The organism is Pantoea sp. GM01 (assembly GCF_000282675.1).
GTDB classification, from domain to species: domain Bacteria; phylum Pseudomonadota; class Gammaproteobacteria; order Enterobacterales; family Enterobacteriaceae; genus Pantoea; species Pantoea nemavictus.
The window spans coordinates 1-16,090 of record NZ_AKIU01000025.1 but is presented as its reverse complement, the minus strand read 5'-3'; the positions used below and the strand labels follow the sequence as shown (position 1 = coordinate 16,090).

Below are 16,090 nucleotides of genomic sequence, written 5' to 3'. Positions count from 1 at the left end.
ACCTTTACCACCTCTCCAGAGCGGCGTGATTAGCATTTTGCCAACAACCACTCCGCTCAATCCGAACCCTCAATTAAGTGGAGTGCCATTATGAAATCACGCGCTGCTGTTGCATTTGGCCCAGGCCAACCTTTAAAAATTGTTGAAATTGACGTTGAGCCGCCACGCGCGGGTGAAGTGTTAGTAAAAATCAGTCACACGGGCGTCTGCCACACTGACGCCTTTACCTTGTCAGGTGATGATCCTGAAGGCGTTTTCCCTGCAGTTCTTGGTCATGAAGGTGCTGGCGTAGTCGTTGAGGTTGGCGAAGGCGTTACCAGCGTAAAACCTGGCGATCACGTCATTCCTCTTTACACCGCTGAATGTGGCGAATGCCTGTTCTGCAAATCCGGCAAGACCAACCTGTGCACCGCAGTTCGTGCCACCCAGGGTAAAGGCCTGATGCCGGATGGCACAACGCGCTTCTCATACAACGGTCAGCCGATCTACCACTACATGGGTTGCTCAACATTTAGTGAGTACACCGTGGTGGCTGAAGTCTCTCTGGCGAAAATAAATCCAGAAGCCAATCACGAGCATGTTTGCCTGCTCGGCTGTGGTGTAACCACCGGTATCGGCGCTGTTCACAATACAGCAAAAGTGCAGCCTGGTGATTCAGTGGCCATTTTCGGCTTAGGCGGCATCGGCCTTGCAGCCATTCAGGGCGCGCGTCAGGCAAAAGCGGGCCGCATCATTGCTATTGATACCAACCCTTCCAAGTTCGAGCTGGCTAAGCAGTTCGGCGCGACTGACTGCATTAATCCAAACGATTTCGACAAACCGATTCAGGACGTCATTGTTGAAATGACTGGCTGGGGTGTCGATCACTCCTTCGAATGTATCGGCAATGTGAACGTGATGCGTGCAGCATTAGAGTCTGCTCACCGTGGCTGGGGTCAGTCGGTCATTATTGGCGTAGCCGGTGCGGGCAAAGAGATTTCCACACGTCCGTTCCAGCTGGTTACGGGCCGTCAGTGGAAAGGCTCTGCATTTGGTGGCGTTAAAGGCCGTAGTCAGCTGCCGGGAATGGTTGAAGATGCCATGAAGGGTGAAATTGAGCTGAAACCATTTGTGACTCACACCATGGCACTTGATGACATTAATGATGCATTTGACCTGATGCATGAAGGCAAATCTATTCGCACCGTTATCCACTACTGATCTCTCAACGCATCGGGTGCGGCGCGCTTGTCGCACCTGTTTAATCAAGGATTAATTCATGAACGTTCAGAAAATACATCCAGCGGTAGACGCCGGCATCAAAGCTGCACATGAGCATTTTTCTGGTGGCGTGTTGCGTTGCCACTGCACGGAGAATCGGGTTGAAGTAAAGCTCGATAGCCAGACAATGTTTAACCACGCCTGTGGTTGTACGAAATGCTGGAAACCTTCAGGTGCACTATTCTCACTGGTTGCAGTTGTTCCCAAAGACAACGTTTCTGTCATTGCAAACGCAGATAAATTGAAAGTCGTTGATGAAAATGCCCTGATCAGACGTCATGCCTGTACTCACTGTGGTGTCCACATGTATGGCCGCATTGAGAACGCGCAACATGCTTTTTATGGTCTGGATTTTGTTCACACTGAACTGTCTGATGCCGAAGGCTGGTCTGCGCCAGGGTTTGCAGCGTTCGTTTCGTCGATTATTGAAAGCGGCGCGCCTGTTTCTAAAATGGCCGACGTCCGTGAGCGCTTATCTGACCTGGCGTTGACGCCATACGATTGTCTGTCACCAGAACTGATGGACATGCTGGCCGCTCACAGCGCCAAACAGGCTGGAACCTGGCAGGAATAATCGTCTCGTAGTGTGTGTCTGTCAGTAACTTTATTCACTAAAACAATGATAGGCAATGACGCTTTGCCGGTTACTCGCCTTGCAGTAACCGGCTTTTTTGTGCCTGAAATCATGCAGAATGAATCGCCATGATGCCGAGGTGATGGGTTATCTCGCGAACAAACACAAATCCTGCGAGCACTTGCAGCGCCTCTTCCGATAAAGAGAGTGGATGGTAGGAAATATCATCCGCCAGTCTATTGAAAGCGTCCTCAATATGCTCGGGTGTGGCTAAAGATGCACCGTCTAAATAGCTCGCACATACGGCCTTTAACAACGGATCTTGACTGATTGCCTCACCATGGATCGGGGTGATTGTCGAATCGGATTCAATAATCTCCTCGGTGCGATAAATCATCATTTCAAGGTGCCAGGCGGTAAGCGATGTCTGCGCAGTTATTCCGGATAGGATGTAATCCAGTCCTCTCGCTATATCAATTCTTTTGCCTGATTCGGGCCAGAAAAAATGTGTGCTTTCACGTAATAGGGAAAATTCAGCGTTAATCATTTCACACCCTCAAGCTGTTAAAGGAGGTCTTGAAGCGTCCGTCTGACGTTGAACGCGTTAAAAATAGATGACATCATAAATGCCACTTATTGGCTCATCTACAACAAGGTGTTTCTAATGGATCGTCTTACCAGTATGACGGTTTTTACGCGCTCCGTAGAACTGGGCTCATTTACCGCCGCCGCTGAGGCGCTGGATATGTCGCCACAGCTGGTTGGAAAAAACGTTTCCTTCCTTGAACAACATCTGGGTGTTCGCCTGATAAACCGCACCACCCGACAGCACAGCGTGACTGAAGCGGGTCGCGACTTCTATGAGCGGGCAAAAATTATTCTCGCTGAACTTGAAGCGGCAGAATCCTTTGCAGCAGAGACGCGAGCGACACCGCGAGGCCGCATCCGCATCAACGCTCCGGTCACCTTCGGCGTTCATGCGCTTGCCCCCTTACTTCCGATATACCTCAGGCAGAACCCAGACGTTACGGTTGAACTGATGCTGGCAAATAGAATGGTAGACCTGATTGATGAAGGTTTTGACATCGTTTTTCGGGTTGGGCATCTGCCGGACAGTGGTTTGGTCGCTCGCGCATTACACCCTTACCAGCTGATTGCCTGTGCTTCACAAGCTTACCTGGATGATGCGCCGCCATTGGTTCATCCCAGCGATCTGAGCCAACATGAGTGCCTGATTTTCAGCCATACCTCATTGAGATCACATTGGGAGTTTGAAAGCGCTGAAGGGATGCTACGTGTTGCCGTCGAAGGAAGGTTGATGCTGGACAGCGGAGAAGCGCTCATTAATGCTGCCCGCGCTGGACAGGGCGTAGCGCTACAGCCGGCTGAACTGGTTAAACCTCTGATTGACGGAGGCAGCCTGGTGCAGGTATTAGGCGCGTTTAACATTCCCACGCGTCCTTTGCATATTCTCCATGCCCCCGATCGCCGCCTGACGCCGAAGGTACGCAGCTTCCTTGATTTTGCCTCAGACCAGTTTGGTTCCGGGCGGCTTTAACTCTCTGCCGCCCGTCAACATCGGCTCAGATAGCGATGTCGTCATTGAGATTAACATGGGATTTTACGGCCATCTCTCTGCGCCATTCATCTACCCCGGCTGGCCACTTTATCCCTTTAACAATGGATAACGAGCGCAGCAGTGGGAAAAGACGGATATCCGTCAACGAGAAATGCTCGCTATCCCGCTCTTGCTGCGAGATCAACCGCTCAAGAACCTCGAGTTTGGCATTTATCTCCGTCACCAGGCTGTCGGTTTGTTCCATCAAACGAGCGAAGGGACCGAAAACGGCTTCTTTCTTACTGACAAAATAGTGTCTCGCACTATCCTGACGAAATTCTTCAAAATCAGCGCTTGCCCAGCGCGGAATCGCCAGCGGATAAATCAGTCCTGTCGCCTCTTCCATCCAGGCTTCGATAGCTGAATTGTCAGGCACCGTCACCACCGCCGAACCGTAGGTCTCATCAATGTACTTGACGATGTCCAGGCTTTCACCAATCGCTTTATTGCTTTCAGTGACCAAAACCGGCAGCATTTTTTTGCCGATAAGACGTGTTGGTGTTGCTTCGTCATCATTCGGCAGCGTAATGATCTCGCACGCAACATCTTTCAGGCCAAAAATCATGCGTGATCGCACGCAGAATGGGCAGTGATCGTACACATAAAGTTTCATAGCGGAGTCTTTTATCGTCTTTAATCTACAAAATTAACGGGTAAATCCATCAAAAGGCGTCATATACACGGCACCAAAGGGATCTAAGCGCTTACGAATTTCATCATCGGGTTCGCCGTAAACCGTCAGGCCAGTGATAGTGACTAAGGAGAGAAAGGTTTCAGCGAAAGGTGCGAATGTGTGATCAACATGGCTCACCAGGTCTTGCTGACGATAACGCTCAACGATGTGCGCTGTTTTCTGATCGTCGCTGACGCTGTAGACGTAACTCAGCGTGCCGGGTTCTTTACTGGTGGCTTCGACTACGCGCGATACCAATGCTTTAAACGCAGGAAATTGTCCGTCATTGACGGCCAGGTTAAACACGCAGGTAATTTCATTTTTCATCGTAATCTCCAGAACTGTGGGAGCAGGCGAACGTGCAAAGAAGAGAGGGAGAGACTCCCCGCAAGAGGAATATGCCGTTATGCGCTGGGGCATAACGGCGAATCTGACGGAGGTGCGCTGCGGGTCAGCTCGACTTTTTCAGCGTCTCAGCAAAAATCTCCCCTGAGATGGCCCAGTTGCTGGTGGTTACATCGTTGAAAATGACATAGACATACTGCGGGTCAACTTTAGCGTGGGTGGCAATAGCTTCAGTCACTGCTTTAGCGATAGCAGGTTTAGCATCATCACGACCATCGAACATCTGGATATTAACTACTGGCATGGTAGAACCCCTTCATGAGTGGACGAACTGTCAGACAACCTGACGATGAAGAAATCCTACGCTGATAGCTGAAGTGGATAAACAGGCTCAAAGGGGACAGAGTGTAGAACTGATATCTACAATCACTCGAATGCTTTTTGTGCCGCTAATTCGATCAACTCATCAATGATAAAACGTACGCCGGGGAGTAAATGACGGGCGCGGGGCCATATAACATTTAGCTCGGTGGGCGCTGGATTGCAGGCGGCAAGCAGTGGTACCAGTTTTCCAGCCTGGATATGGGGTCGCAAAAGCGCTTCAGGAAACTGAATCAAACCGGCCCCGGCAATACAGGCATCGATCATGGCATCGCCATCACTGATTTGATGAAAAGGTGTGGGTTTAAGTCTGATGTCCCTGCCGCTCTCGTCACGGATGAGCCAGCTAAGCGGCGCGCCACCGCGCCAGGCCAGAATACAGCGGTGATCGGCCAATTCGGTCAGTGTCTCAGGTTTTCCGTACGTCGAAATATAGGCAGGTGACGCGCAGATAATCAAATGCTGGTCGTTCAGCTTACGCGCGATGAGGTCGGTGGTGTCTTTAACTGGACCAAAGCGGATGGCGAGGTCAAAACCAATATCCAGCGGATCAATGATGCGATCGTTAAACGTGATGGTTAGCTTCAGATGCGGATAGCGCTTAGTCATGTCCATCAGTACCGGCATCATCACCGAGCGGCCAAAGGCGGCTGGTAAATCAATCCTCACTGTGCCAGTGGGTTCCGTTAGCTTTGAACGCAGCGCCATCTCGGCCATTTGCAGGGTTTCCAGCGCACTCTGGCAGCTTGCCAGATACGCTTCGCCTTCCGTGGTCAGGCTGATTTTACGTGTAGTGCGATGAAACAGTGGAATGCCGAGATTATGCTCAAGTCGCTGAATACTTTTACCAATGGCCGATTTCGACACGCCCAACTGTTCAGCAGCTTCGGTAAAGCTACTGGCGTTAGCCGCCGTCACAAAGTGGACGATACTGCTGAAAGATTCGGTAGAAATCACTGTTGGCATCGTGAGCGCCTGGATGAAAATCAGAGGGTTACTTTAGCGTAAACTCTAAACGCAAAACAGCGCACGTGAGGGATCAATCAGATGGAAGGGAAACGAGTTCGATGCGGAAAATATGAAGATGGCGAACAATCTGTTCGCCATCTTTAGCAATCTTATTTTTTTACTGTGGTAGGTTTGAGGGCAAACTTGCCGTCGCCGGTCAATGCCAGAACAATCAGACCCACAATCCAGAATGCAGGAAATTCCCAGCCACCATTCGGGTTAGTAAAGAAGAAGCCTGCAGGTCCATGCACAGTGACAATGGCGCCCAGTAAAACCGGGATCAGCACCACAGCAACAATACGGGTGTAGATACCCAGAATCAGTGCAATCGCGCCAATTAACTCTACTGCCATGGTGAGGTAAGCCAGACCACCCGGCAAACCCAGCGATGCAAAGAATTTAGCGGTACCTGCCGGTGTGAAGACAAAAAACTTCAGCCCGAAGTGCGCAAGAAAAAGGATGCCTAAAGACAGGCGCATAACCAGAGCTGCATAAGGTGTTGTACGGGTATCGAACATGGTGTTTTCCTCTCATTAAATTGATGAGAGAACTCTACACTTATTCCTTTATGGAGATTATCCGGTTAAAAAAGGTGACTTTATTTCCAAAACGGAAATTATTCCCACCGCGGTGTTCCGGCAAAGGCTTCAACCAGGAAATCGATGAGTGCACGGGATTTATGCGCAATATATTTTGCCGGCGGATAGACGGCATATAGCCCCATTGGCGGGGCTTCCGACGAGGGAAGTACGGTCTGAAGCTTACCCGTTTTCAATGCCTCGCTGACCACAAACCCAGGCAGACGGGATATGCCTAACCCTGCAATGGCGGCATTTAAACACACTTCTGCATTGGAAAATTTCATTCTGCCATTCACTGCCTGCGTGATGAGCTGCTGATTTTCATCAATAAATGGCCACAGGTAAGGTTCTCGAAAATTCGTGTCCACTACGCAGTCATGTTCAGTGAGTTGCTCCCAATGGCTGGGCGTTCCCCGTGCAGAGAGGTAGTCAGGCGAAGCGACAAGGACAATCCTGATATCACAGAGTCTTCTGGCAATTAAGCTGCTGTCATCCAACTTGCCAATACGTAAGGCCAGATCAAATCCTTCATCGATAACGTTTACCAGGCGGTCAGCAAAACGCACGTCGAGTTCGATATCAGGATAGCGATGCGCGAACTCGATCAACAAATCCGGCATTTGCAGTGTGCCGAAGGTCACCGGCGCTGAAATACGCAATATGCCTGAAGGGGTATTCGAGGAGTTTCGGACCGAGTCATTGAGGGCATCATAGTTGGCGATGAGCTGACGGATCTGTTCGTAATAAGCGCGACCCACTTCGGTAGGCGTCAACGAACGGGTGCTGCGCCGCAGCAACGTCACACCCAGTTCACGCTCAAGACGTGAGATCAATTTTGATGCCTGTCCATGGCTGACATCAAGCCGTTGCGCTGCCGCCGTAAAACTACCGGTTTCCATTACCGCGATGAACATGCGGTCACATTCAATTCTTTCCATAACCCCTCGGGTTTATCGTTACCCTTCATTAAAAACAAATCATATATAAAGCATGTATGAATTTGTCATTTATTTCATTTTGTTCCAAATCTAAGGTGTGAAGCATTCACGCTCCAATCCAGCATTGAGCTTTCTTCATACTGAGGTTAATACGATGGAAGGTAATAAGCTAACGGGCCTAAACCGCTGGTTGTCAGATTTTCTGGCGCCAGTCAGTGCCCCGCAATGGCCAGACGAAATTCCACATGAAGTTGACTTACCACTGGGTAAGCTGCGCGGCAGCTCGTACGACGGCGTAAATATTTATCGTGGCATTCCTTATGCGCAGCCGCCTGTAGGAAAGCGCCGTTTTGCACCTCCCGTTCCGGCTCAACCCTGGAAAGGCGTCAAGGATGCGACGCAGTTTGGGCCGATGAGCTATCAGGATGGTAAGGGTAATTTCTCCGAAGACTGTCTGTATCTGAATATCTGGAGCCCGGAGGCCAGCAGCACAGCGGCGCTTCCGGTTTACGTTTTCATTCACGGTGGCGGCTACGTTCTGGGAAGCGGCTCTCAACCGCTTTACGAAGGAAAACATCTGGCGCTGCAGGGTATCGTGGTTGTCACTCTGAACTACCGTCTGGGCACGTTAGGCTTTCTGCCCTCGGCTGCTGCGTATGAAGAACATGGCACCACGGGCAACTGGGGACTGCTCGATATGGTTGCTGCTCTCAAATGGGTACAGGAAAATATCCGGGCATTTGGTGGTGATCCCTCGCGCGTCACGGTGGGTGGAGAATCCGCTGGCTCTTACGCGGTCAGTACGCTGATTGTTTCTCCGCTTGCCAGGGGCTTATTTGATCAGGCGATTATGCAAAGCGGAAGCCTGCCTAACGCCACGGCGGTTGCACCAGAAAATGCTCTCTCTCTTGCACAGGCCCACGATAAGGCAGCGCATTTTTTTGATAAGTTGGGATTGAAGGATGATGCAAAAGGTCTGGCCGCTTTAAGGGAACTGCCTGTCTATAAACTGCTGGCCGTATCAGCACAATCTACTCTGCAGCCACCGCAAGTCGCCGGCTTCTGGCCCGTGCCTGACGGACACGTTTATCATGCAGACCCCATGGAAACTGTCGCAAAAGGTGAGATAAACCCGGTCAGGTTGCTTGCAGGGTTTAATACCGATGAAGGGAGTCTTTTCGTACCCGCAGAGGCAACTGAACAGCACTATGTATCACTCATCGAGAGTGCCTTTGGTGACAATGCCGCTGAGGTTTTGCAACGTTTTCCGGTCAACATGGAATACAGCGCTGCCGCGCGCATGAACCAGCTCATTACGCTGGGATTACTGCGCAGTGGTGTTTATCTGTATGCCGATGCGCTGGCACGTCATCGCGAAGTCTATGTCTATCACTTCGATTATGTCGATCCGGATCTCGCTACGACTGGATTGGGCGTTATTCATGGCTCGGAGCTAAAGTTTATTTTTAATAATCTTATCGATGCTGATACCTGGAATGAAGAGGCGAAGAATATTGCCAATGAAATGCAGGCGGCGTGGATTAATTTTATTAAGCATGGTAATCCGAATGTACCGTCTGAAAACCAGCCATGGCAAAAATATGATCCCGCCTCGCCGCAAGAGATGCATATTGCTGTAGAAAGAAAAATGCAGCCGGTTGTAGACCGTGATGATGTGGTGTTCATTAACCAACGATTACAGCGTCAGCGATAATTAAATTCCATGTTCGGCGGCCCATTACGAGCCGCTTTTTTATTATTTGCTCTCTGCCGTGATTTTTAAATTTTTGAACCAGACATTGGTACCTGACTCAATCCAAATACCGACACCGCCCAAAGCTTTGCTACCCAATTTAAGATCGCTGACCATGAAGGCCGGTGTTGGATTATTATTCAAATACAGCGTGGCATGCTGACTTGAAACTACGATTTTCACATGAGTCCATTCATTGAGCTTAATGTCCGCGTAGGTCTCATAACGCTCAGGCGCTTCTTTACGCAGCCTGTCGAATCGAAAATTTGGATAAGCAAAATATTGAACGCTGTGATTACGACGTACTTGATCCTGCGACTGACTATTAGTTGGACGTAGGTAGATGTTTTCGAAGCTGCCATCTGGCTGAATGCGAAATGATACGCCCGCAAAACCCCTTGCGTAGCCCGGCGCTCCTGCCGCCAGCGTACTGGCAAGATCGACTTCAATGATGCCGCTATGGAAGTTAATCGGTAGCCACGCCATAAAATTGCGATCGGTTAGCGTCTCTTTATCAGGGTCCTGCCACTGACGAGAAGGCATCGACATGCGTAAGGCTTCACTTCCTTTAAAATTGCCTTCTTCCAAAGTGACACCGATTAGGTTGAAATCCTTAGCGGGTAAAGTTAATGCTGTACTGGCGTCTGCGCTGAAAGCCATCATGCAGCCAACCGTTAATAATCCACTTTTTTTAAACATGTATGAGCGCCTTAAAAATTAAATCGCGTTTATGCAAATTTACGATAAAGGCGATAGTAAAAATAATAAATATCTATAGGGCATTAACAGAATATACAGTTTGTTTAGAATGACATTACTCAGATCTTTCAGTAGGTGGTAGCATTGGTCGCCAGCGTTCAGATACGTTCTGAGACTGGTACCCGCCAGCTTAATGGCTTGCGTTCATTTGCGTTCTCCACCTTTGGTGGAAATTACGGGAACTTTTTTCATCAAGCACATCCGAAATTAGTTCGGGTGTACATCTGCATAACTCCGTCAACGCCCGTTAACTACATAATTTTCCATGACAAAATCAATCCTTAAATCTATACATGAGAATTGAAAATCACCGTATCCGTGGTTCAATTCCGCGTCCGGCACCAACATTTAGAAATCCAGCTTATGGCTGGGTTTTGCTGTTCCTCTTTTGTGAATCCCAACCCATGTGCTTTCATCTCTCAAAATGATCCTGCACTGATACATGCCAATAGAGCTCCCGCCAGCTAATAATTTAAATTTATCCCCCCATAATAAAATCCAATAAAATTAATTATCAGCGAGTTAAATAACAGCACAATATTATTTCGTGATCCTGTTTCCGTTAACCGTAACATCCGATACGTAACTCCCGCGCAATCGCGTAAGCTTTAAAAATATACGCCAGCATCCACCTGATTATTAAGGACATGACCTTGATCGCACGATGATCAACCTAACGGCTTACAACGCCATAAAATAAAACAATTATTTTCACCCATTTAATTAACGATTAAATATCACTATCCGATTATCAAAACATCCCTTACAGGAAAATAACGATGAGCGCAGGAAACCGAATCTATTTACGTCGTCCGGCCGATGCCGAACCGCTGCTGGAAGCCTTTCGCTGTTTACCGGCTGCGGTGGTAGCCGATTGCATGAGCCGCTTGCCCGCGTTGTCGTCGGAGATCAGCCTGAAAACCGCGCCGCGCCAGCCGATAATGTGCGGCCTGGCCGTTACGGTCAAAGCCCGCTCTGGCGACAACCTGATGCTACATAAAGCGTTAGACATGGCGGGCCGTAACGATGTGATCATCCTGTCGAACGAAGGCGATCGCAGTCAGTCTTTGATGGGCGAAGTGATGGCGACTTACGCCAAACAGCGCGGCATGGAAGGCATTGTGCTGGATGGGCCGGTACGTGATATCGACGGTTTGTCGCGCATGGACTTCCCCCTGTACGCCGCCGGTCACACGCCGGGCGGCCCATTTAAGGATGGCCCGGGTGAAATCAATGTGCCGATTGCCTGCGGCAAAATCCACGTCTCACCGGGCGATATCGTGTTGGGCGATGCGGATGGCGTGATTGTCATTCCACGCCAGGATGCGGCGCGTATTCTCGAAGCGGCACAGGCCTATTTGATTGTTGATGAACGCAACTTCGAGCTGGCAAAAACCGGCTCGCTGGAGCGCAGCTGGCTGGATGAGACGCTGCGCAGCAAGCAGGTTGAAATCATTGATGATGTGTTTCGTTAACGCAATGTCCATGTTTCACCGTTGTAGGGTGCGCATTCCTGCGCACCTTGCTAAGGCGTACTGCTCACCATCGCCAGTTTACGCTGTCGATTCTCACGCCACACCGCGAAAATGCCGGCCAGCGCCACAACTGATGCCCCCAGTAAGGTGGTGCTGCCCGGCAAACTATGCAGAAACAGATACCCAATCAGCATCGACCACACCAGCGTGGTGTAATCGAACGGCGCCAGCAGCGAGGCATCGGCGTAACGCAGGCTTAGCGTCACTAAAATCTGCGCCAGGCCGCCAAACAAGCCGCAGCCCACCAGCAGTAACAGCTGCAACGCGTTGGGTTGGGTCCAGCCAAACAGCGCAGTTGCCAGGCCGATAAGGGTGGTCATCAGCGAGAAATAGAACACAATCGCGCCCGGCTTCTCGATGCCGTTAAGAAAGCGGATTTGCACGTTCGAGGTCGCCGAACAGAGCGCCGCAATCAACGCAAACGCCACGCCGAGGCTGGTCGTCGCGTTGCTGGCCTGGCTGGAAAATAGCGCGCCGCTGGCGTTCAGACTGGAGGAAAGCATAATCAAAATGCCGGATAACCCCACCACCACCGCTACCCAGCGCGACATCCGCACCCGCTCTTTAAGCAGCATCGCCGCCAAAATGACGGTAAACAGCGGTGCCGCGTAGCTCAGCGCCGTCGCATCGGCCAGCGAGATGTACACCAGCGCCAGATAGTTAAAATACATGCCGCCGGTGCCGGAAAAACCACGAATGAAGTGGCCAAACAGGTTGCGCGTTTTAAGGTTTTCCAGCACGTTGCCCTGCACTTTTAGCCATATCAACAGCGGAAACAGGGCGATAAAACTGCGGAAAAAAATCACTTCGCCGGTGGGAATCGCACCGTTCAGCCCCTTCACGCACGCCAGCATCAACGTGGCGCATAGCGCGGCCAAAATCTTCAGTAACACGCCTAATCGGGCATTCATGCGGTTTCTATTCTCTCTACCACTTGCAATCGGCGGGACTGCCGAGAGGACATGCGTGCAGCCTGGCGAGAAAAGTGTGCGCTGGATAACACTTTTTCGCTCTGCCCGAATAGAAAGAACTTATGCCCCGCTGGTCATATTTTTTCGCTATTGCACAACAGGGTTTCCCTCTTTTTAGTCTGAAAACAAAGCCGATATAGTCCAGAAAAGCGAGAACGCTGGCGCTCCGACCCGGTGACGCCGTGGTATTCATCATTGAGGACGTTCACATGACCATGAAAAGATCTACCACCATCGGGCTGGCACTGCTGCCGCTACTGACTATTTCGGCTGCGCATGCAGACATGATGGCGAACATCAAATCCAGCGGCGAGCTAAAGTGTGCGGTCTATTCGGACGTCCCGCCCTTCTCCTCTCCGGACCCAAAAACACGCCAGCTGGCGGGGATGGATATCGATCTGTGTAACGCGCTGGCGAAGCAGATGAACGTCAAGCTGACGCTGGTGCCGACTTCGGTTGAAGCGCGCATTGCGGTAATCGCCACCGGGCGCGCCGACGTGCTGATCGCCAACCTTGCCTACACCAAAACCCGCGGCAACCAGATTCAGTTCAGCGATCCCTATTACGTCGCCAAAGAGATGCTGCTGGTGAAAGCACCGCTGGCCGATAAGCCGCTGAGCTACTTCCAGGGGAAACGCATCAGCGCCACTAAAGGCACCACCTCTGAGCAGTCGATCCACATCAAAGGCGGCAAAGCGGTGACTTTCCAGGATTCAGCCTCCGCGTTTCTCGCGCTGCAGCAGAACAAGTCAGTGGGCTTCGTCACCAACACCATGACCGGCATCAAAACCATCTCGCAGGCGAAAAAAGACGGCATCAATCTGGCGATGATTAAAGAGCCCATGGCGCTGGAGCCGATTGGTGTCGGCATGAAGCGTGACGAGCCGGCACTGCTGGCCAGCGTCAACAGCAGCCTGAAGGCGATGGATGATGATGGCACCATCGACAAAATCTGGGACACCTGGATTGGACCAAATACCGAATACAAAATGGTGCGCGAAGAGCGCGTGCAGCCGCTCTCCAGTCTGAAATTTGAACCGCTGGAATAACCATGCCCGTGACGTCGCACTCTGCTCTCCTGCCCGCCAGCGCCCCCGCGCTGGCTTGCTCCTCTGATATCAAACTCTCCACCATTGGTGCACGTGCGTGGCTGGTGGAAGCGCCGGGCGGTTTCGATCTCCCGGCACAGCGCCGCATCTGGTCGCTGGCGCGCCTGCTGCATGCCGACGAAGCGATTGAAGCGCTGATTCCCGGCGTCACCAACCTGCTGGTGCTGTTCCGCCATATTCCAGCCGATGAAACCGCCGTGCGCATGCAGTTGCACGCCGCCTGGGATCAGGCGCAGGCGATCAGCCCGCAGGGCAAACTGATTGAAATTCCCGTGCATTACGGCGGCGAACACGCCACCGATCTCGAAGCCGTGTGTCGTCATACCGGTCTGAGCCCGCGTGAGGTGGTACGTCTGCATCATCAAAGCGAATACACGGTGTTTGCCTTAGGCAGCGCGCCGGGCTTCGGCTATCTGCATGGTTTAGATCCGCAGCTAGCGACGCCGCGTAAGAAAGTGCCATCGCTCAGCATGCTGAAAGGCACCGTCACCATCGGCGGCGCGCAGGCGGGCGTCTCGGCGCTGACCGGTCCAAACGGCTGGAATGCTATTGGCTTTGCCGAACTGGCGGTGTTTGACCCGCTGGCGGAATCCCCTGCGCTGATGGCGCCAGGCGATCGCATCCGTTTTCTGCCGCAGAGGATTGAGCTGTGATTGAGATCGAACAGAGCGGTGCGCTGAATACGGTACAGGATTTAGGACGTTTCAACTTCCGCCATATGGGCGTATCGGTGAGCGGCGCGATGGATGCGCTGGCGCTGCGTGCTGGTAATTTGCTGCTGGGCAACGATGAAAACGCGGCGGCACTTGAAGTGCAGCTGTTCCCGTTTCGCATGCGTTTTCTGCAGGACAGCAGCATCGCGGTGACCGGCGCCGATTGTCGCGCCACGCTGGATGGCACGCCGCTGCCGCCATGGTGGGGCTGCGGCGTGCGCGCCGGGCAACTGCTGGAGCTGCGTTACCCGCGCAGCGGCGCGCGTGGCTACGTATGTGTCGCCGGCGGGATTGATGTGCCGCTGGTGCTCGGCTCGCGCAGTACCGCGCTGCGCGGTGGTTTCGGTGGTGTTGATGGACGCCCGCTTCAGCGTGGCGATCGGCTGCCGCTGGGCGAAAGCCGCGTACCGCCGCTGCCGGTAAGCGGCATCGGTATTGAACCGCCGGACAGCGCCTTGCAGAGCTGGTTTCCGCGTAACAGCGCCGGTGAAATACAGCTGCGCGCCATACCGTCGGGCGAATATCCGCTGTTTGCCGCCGATGCCGCACGTTTCTGGCAGCAGTCGTGGCAAGTCTCCAATCAAAGCAATCGCACCGGCTATCGACTGGCGGGCGATCCCATTTTCCCATCCGAAAGCGTTGAGATGCGATCCTACGGTTTGATCCCCGGCATTGTGCAGGTGCCGCCGGGTGGCGAACCGATTATCCAGCTCAGCGATGCCAATACCGCCGGCGGATATCCGAAGATCGCCGGGGTGATCGAGCAGGATCTGTGGCGACTTGGGCAGGTGCTGCCGGGTCAGTCGATCCAGCTGATCCAGAGCGATGCGCGCGAAGCCATCGCTATCGAACAGGAAGTTGCGCGCTGGCTGAATCGGCTGCGCCTCAGCTGCCAGCCACTGCGTAAAGTCCTTACCGTTTAATCCGTAACAGGAACCCAGCCATGAAGATTGATGTGAATTCCGATATGGGCGAAGGCTTCGGCGTTTATCAGCTGTGCGATGACGCCGCCCTAATGAAAGTGGTGTCGTCGGCCAATATCGCCTGCGGTTTCCACGCGGGCGATCCGGCGATCATGACCAACATGGTGCGGCTGGCGAAAGAGCATGGCGTGGGCATTGGTGCGCATCCCGGCTTGCCCGATCGCCAGGGTTTTGGCCGTCGCGAGCTGCCGTTTAGCGCCGAAGAGATTTGCCAGCAGGTGGCGTATCAACTCGGTGCGCTGATGGCGATTGCCGTTGCAGAAGGTACGCAGGTGTCGCACTTCAGCTTCCACGCCGCGATGGGCAACATCGTCAATCGCGATGCCGCGCTGGCAAAACAGGTGATGGAATTAGTGGCGCGCATCAATAGCAATCTGATCATCTTCGCCCAGCCCGATACGCTCATCGAAGCCGCCGCGCAGGCTGCAGGCCTGAAAACGCTCACGCTGTTCCTGGCCGACCGCGCCTATGACGCGCAAGGTCGCCTGGTGCCGCGCGGCATCGCCGGTTCGGTGATCAAAGAAGAGAACGCACTGCGCGCCCGCGTGCGTCAGTTTTTGCAGCACGGCACGGTCACGACGATTGAAGGCGAGGAGATCAGGGTGCGCGCGCGTTCGATTCTGGTTCACAGCGACACGCCCGGTTCACTGGCGCTCGCCACCCTTGTGCGCCGCGAAATCGAAGCCAACGGCCATCAGGTCGCCCCGGCCGCGGAAGTGTTAGCGCAATAACCCTGGTCGCCATAAATGGCGCCCCTACAAAACAGACCGCGAATATGAAGCAAGAGAACGCATTGCTGTCACAGCGCGGGTGTTGAGGCGACATCCCAACCCGCTGAGCGAGTGAGGGATTCCAGGGCGAGCCGCAGGGATGCGGCGAGAGGCGGCGC

Annotated in this window: 18 protein-coding genes; 9 read left to right on the top strand and 9 right to left on the bottom strand. The window is 52.7% G+C overall.

The window, feature by feature from the left end; all coding sequences use genetic code 11:
* Positions 1-90: 90 nt before the first annotated feature.
* Both PMI17_RS04275 and gfa read left to right on the top strand, forming a co-directional pair.
* Complete coding sequence (locus tag PMI17_RS04275; RefSeq protein ID WP_007886524.1) at positions 91-1,200, top strand: S-(hydroxymethyl)glutathione dehydrogenase/class III alcohol dehydrogenase; 1,110 nt, start codon at positions 91-93, stop codon at positions 1,198-1,200.
* A 58-nt stretch (positions 1,201-1,258) separates the two neighbouring features.
* Positions 1,259-1,834, top strand: a complete 576-nt coding sequence (gene gfa, locus PMI17_RS04270; RefSeq protein ID WP_007886522.1) for an S-(hydroxymethyl)glutathione synthase — start codon at positions 1,259-1,261, stop codon at positions 1,832-1,834.
* A 109-nt stretch (positions 1,835-1,943) separates the two neighbouring features.
* On the opposite strand, the gene PMI17_RS04265 is transcribed toward gfa, so the two are convergent.
* The gene (locus PMI17_RS04265; protein WP_007886521.1) at positions 1,944-2,381 is read right to left on the bottom strand and encodes a hypothetical protein; all 438 of its coding nucleotides are present in this window, start codon (positions 2,379-2,381) and stop codon (positions 1,944-1,946) included.
* A 117-nt stretch (positions 2,382-2,498) separates the two neighbouring features.
* On the opposite strand from PMI17_RS04265, the gene PMI17_RS04260 reads away from it, so the two are divergent.
* Positions 2,499-3,392 (top strand): LysR family transcriptional regulator, encoded by an 894-nt coding sequence (locus PMI17_RS04260; protein WP_007886520.1) that lies wholly within the window; start codon positions 2,499-2,501, stop codon positions 3,390-3,392.
* Between the two features lie 25 nt (positions 3,393-3,417).
* Here PMI17_RS04260 and grxB read toward each other — a convergent pair whose 3' ends face one another.
* From grxB to PMI17_RS04230, 6 genes are all read right to left on the bottom strand, one after another.
* Positions 3,418-4,065 carry a glutaredoxin 2 gene (gene grxB / locus PMI17_RS04255; protein WP_007886519.1) on the bottom strand — a complete coding sequence of 216 codons (648 nt, stop codon included), beginning with the start codon at positions 4,063-4,065 and terminating at the stop codon, positions 3,418-3,420.
* Positions 4,066-4,098: 33 nt separating this feature from the next.
* Entirely contained in the window at positions 4,099-4,452 is a 354-nt protein-coding gene (locus PMI17_RS04250) for a putative quinol monooxygenase (protein ID WP_007886518.1), read from the bottom strand.
* Between the two features lie 124 nt (positions 4,453-4,576).
* Positions 4,577-4,774 (bottom strand): 4-oxalocrotonate tautomerase family protein, encoded by a 198-nt coding sequence (locus tag PMI17_RS04245; RefSeq protein WP_007886517.1) that lies wholly within the window; start codon positions 4,772-4,774, stop codon positions 4,577-4,579.
* 122 nt (positions 4,775-4,896) lie between these two features.
* Positions 4,897-5,817, bottom strand: coding sequence for a LysR family transcriptional regulator (locus PMI17_RS04240; RefSeq protein ID WP_007886516.1), 921 nt, complete (start codon positions 5,815-5,817; stop codon positions 4,897-4,899).
* 152 nt (positions 5,818-5,969) lie between these two features.
* Positions 5,970-6,377: a DoxX family protein gene (locus PMI17_RS04235; protein ID WP_007886514.1), complete on the bottom strand. Its 408-nt coding sequence runs from the start codon at positions 6,375-6,377 to the stop codon at positions 5,970-5,972.
* Positions 6,378-6,475: 98 nt separating this feature from the next.
* Complete coding sequence (locus tag PMI17_RS04230; RefSeq protein ID WP_007886513.1) at positions 6,476-7,378, bottom strand: LysR family transcriptional regulator; 903 nt, start codon at positions 7,376-7,378, stop codon at positions 6,476-6,478.
* 154 nt (positions 7,379-7,532) lie between these two features.
* Between PMI17_RS04230 and PMI17_RS04225 the strand changes: the two genes are divergently transcribed.
* Positions 7,533-9,092: a carboxylesterase/lipase family protein gene (locus PMI17_RS04225; RefSeq protein ID WP_007886508.1), complete on the top strand. Its 1,560-nt coding sequence runs from the start codon at positions 7,533-7,535 to the stop codon at positions 9,090-9,092.
* A gap of 42 nt (positions 9,093-9,134) precedes the next feature.
* On the opposite strand, the gene PMI17_RS04220 is transcribed toward PMI17_RS04225, so the two are convergent.
* On the bottom strand, positions 9,135-9,830 hold the full coding sequence (locus tag PMI17_RS04220) for a family 16 glycoside hydrolase (RefSeq protein ID WP_007886506.1): 696 nt from the start codon (positions 9,828-9,830) through the stop codon (positions 9,135-9,137).
* A gap of 839 nt (positions 9,831-10,669) precedes the next feature.
* On the opposite strand from PMI17_RS04220, the gene PMI17_RS04215 reads away from it, so the two are divergent.
* Positions 10,670-11,365, top strand: a complete 696-nt coding sequence (locus PMI17_RS04215; RefSeq protein ID WP_007886505.1) for an RraA family protein — start codon at positions 10,670-10,672, stop codon at positions 11,363-11,365.
* A gap of 50 nt (positions 11,366-11,415) precedes the next feature.
* Here PMI17_RS04215 and PMI17_RS04210 read toward each other — a convergent pair whose 3' ends face one another.
* Positions 11,416-12,336, bottom strand: coding sequence for a DMT family transporter (locus PMI17_RS04210; RefSeq protein ID WP_007886504.1), 921 nt, complete (start codon positions 12,334-12,336; stop codon positions 11,416-11,418).
* A gap of 269 nt (positions 12,337-12,605) precedes the next feature.
* Here PMI17_RS04210 and PMI17_RS04205 point away from each other — a divergent pair, with 269 nt between their 5' ends.
* The 4 genes from PMI17_RS04205 to PMI17_RS04190 are packed head-to-tail and all read left to right on the top strand — an operon-like array spanning position 12,606 to position 15,932.
* Entirely contained in the window at positions 12,606-13,445 is an 840-nt protein-coding gene (locus PMI17_RS04205) for a transporter substrate-binding domain-containing protein (protein ID WP_007886503.1), read from the top strand.
* Positions 13,446-13,447: 2 nt separating this feature from the next.
* Entirely contained in the window at positions 13,448-14,158 is a 711-nt protein-coding gene (pxpB, locus tag PMI17_RS04200; protein WP_007886502.1) for a 5-oxoprolinase subunit PxpB, read from the top strand.
* Positions 14,155-15,141 carry a biotin-dependent carboxyltransferase family protein gene (locus tag PMI17_RS04195; RefSeq protein WP_007886499.1) on the top strand — a complete coding sequence of 329 codons (987 nt, stop codon included), beginning with the start codon at positions 14,155-14,157 and terminating at the stop codon, positions 15,139-15,141. Before pxpB ends, PMI17_RS04195 begins: the two co-directional genes overlap by 4 nt.
* A gap of 20 nt (positions 15,142-15,161) precedes the next feature.
* Positions 15,162-15,932: a 5-oxoprolinase subunit PxpA gene (locus PMI17_RS04190; protein WP_007886497.1), complete on the top strand. Its 771-nt coding sequence runs from the start codon at positions 15,162-15,164 to the stop codon at positions 15,930-15,932.
* The last annotated feature ends 158 nt before the right edge of the window (positions 15,933-16,090 follow it).

Bases quoted from the DNA above. Each gene is read 5' to 3' on its own strand.
- PMI17_RS04275 (WP_007886524.1), top strand. From the start codon at position 91: ATGAAATCACGCGCTGCTGTTGCATTTGGCCCAGGCCAACCTTTAAAA.
- gfa (WP_007886522.1), top strand. From the start codon at position 1,259: ATGAACGTTCAGAAAATACATCCAGCGGTAGACGCCGGCATCAAAGCT.
- PMI17_RS04265 (WP_007886521.1), bottom strand. From the start codon at position 2,381: ATGATTAACGCTGAATTTTCCCTATTACGTGAAAGCACACATTTTTTC.
- PMI17_RS04260 (WP_007886520.1), top strand. From the start codon at position 2,499: ATGGATCGTCTTACCAGTATGACGGTTTTTACGCGCTCCGTAGAACTG.
- grxB (WP_007886519.1), bottom strand. From the start codon at position 4,065: ATGAAACTTTATGTGTACGATCACTGCCCATTCTGCGTGCGATCACGC.
- PMI17_RS04250 (WP_007886518.1), bottom strand. From the start codon at position 4,452: ATGAAAAATGAAATTACCTGCGTGTTTAACCTGGCCGTCAATGACGGA.
- PMI17_RS04245 (WP_007886517.1), bottom strand. From the start codon at position 4,774: ATGCCAGTAGTTAATATCCAGATGTTCGATGGTCGTGATGATGCTAAA.
- PMI17_RS04240 (WP_007886516.1), bottom strand. From the start codon at position 5,817: ATGCCAACAGTGATTTCTACCGAATCTTTCAGCAGTATCGTCCACTTT.
- PMI17_RS04235 (WP_007886514.1), bottom strand. From the start codon at position 6,377: ATGTTCGATACCCGTACAACACCTTATGCAGCTCTGGTTATGCGCCTG.
- PMI17_RS04230 (WP_007886513.1), bottom strand. From the start codon at position 7,378: ATGGAAAGAATTGAATGTGACCGCATGTTCATCGCGGTAATGGAAACC.
- PMI17_RS04225 (WP_007886508.1), top strand. From the start codon at position 7,533: ATGGAAGGTAATAAGCTAACGGGCCTAAACCGCTGGTTGTCAGATTTT.
- PMI17_RS04220 (WP_007886506.1), bottom strand. From the start codon at position 9,830: ATGTTTAAAAAAAGTGGATTATTAACGGTTGGCTGCATGATGGCTTTC.
- PMI17_RS04215 (WP_007886505.1), top strand. From the start codon at position 10,670: ATGAGCGCAGGAAACCGAATCTATTTACGTCGTCCGGCCGATGCCGAA.
- PMI17_RS04210 (WP_007886504.1), bottom strand. From the start codon at position 12,336: ATGAATGCCCGATTAGGCGTGTTACTGAAGATTTTGGCCGCGCTATGC.
- PMI17_RS04205 (WP_007886503.1), top strand. From the start codon at position 12,606: ATGACCATGAAAAGATCTACCACCATCGGGCTGGCACTGCTGCCGCTA.
- pxpB (WP_007886502.1), top strand. From the start codon at position 13,448: ATGCCCGTGACGTCGCACTCTGCTCTCCTGCCCGCCAGCGCCCCCGCG.
- PMI17_RS04190 (WP_007886497.1), top strand. From the start codon at position 15,162: ATGAAGATTGATGTGAATTCCGATATGGGCGAAGGCTTCGGCGTTTAT.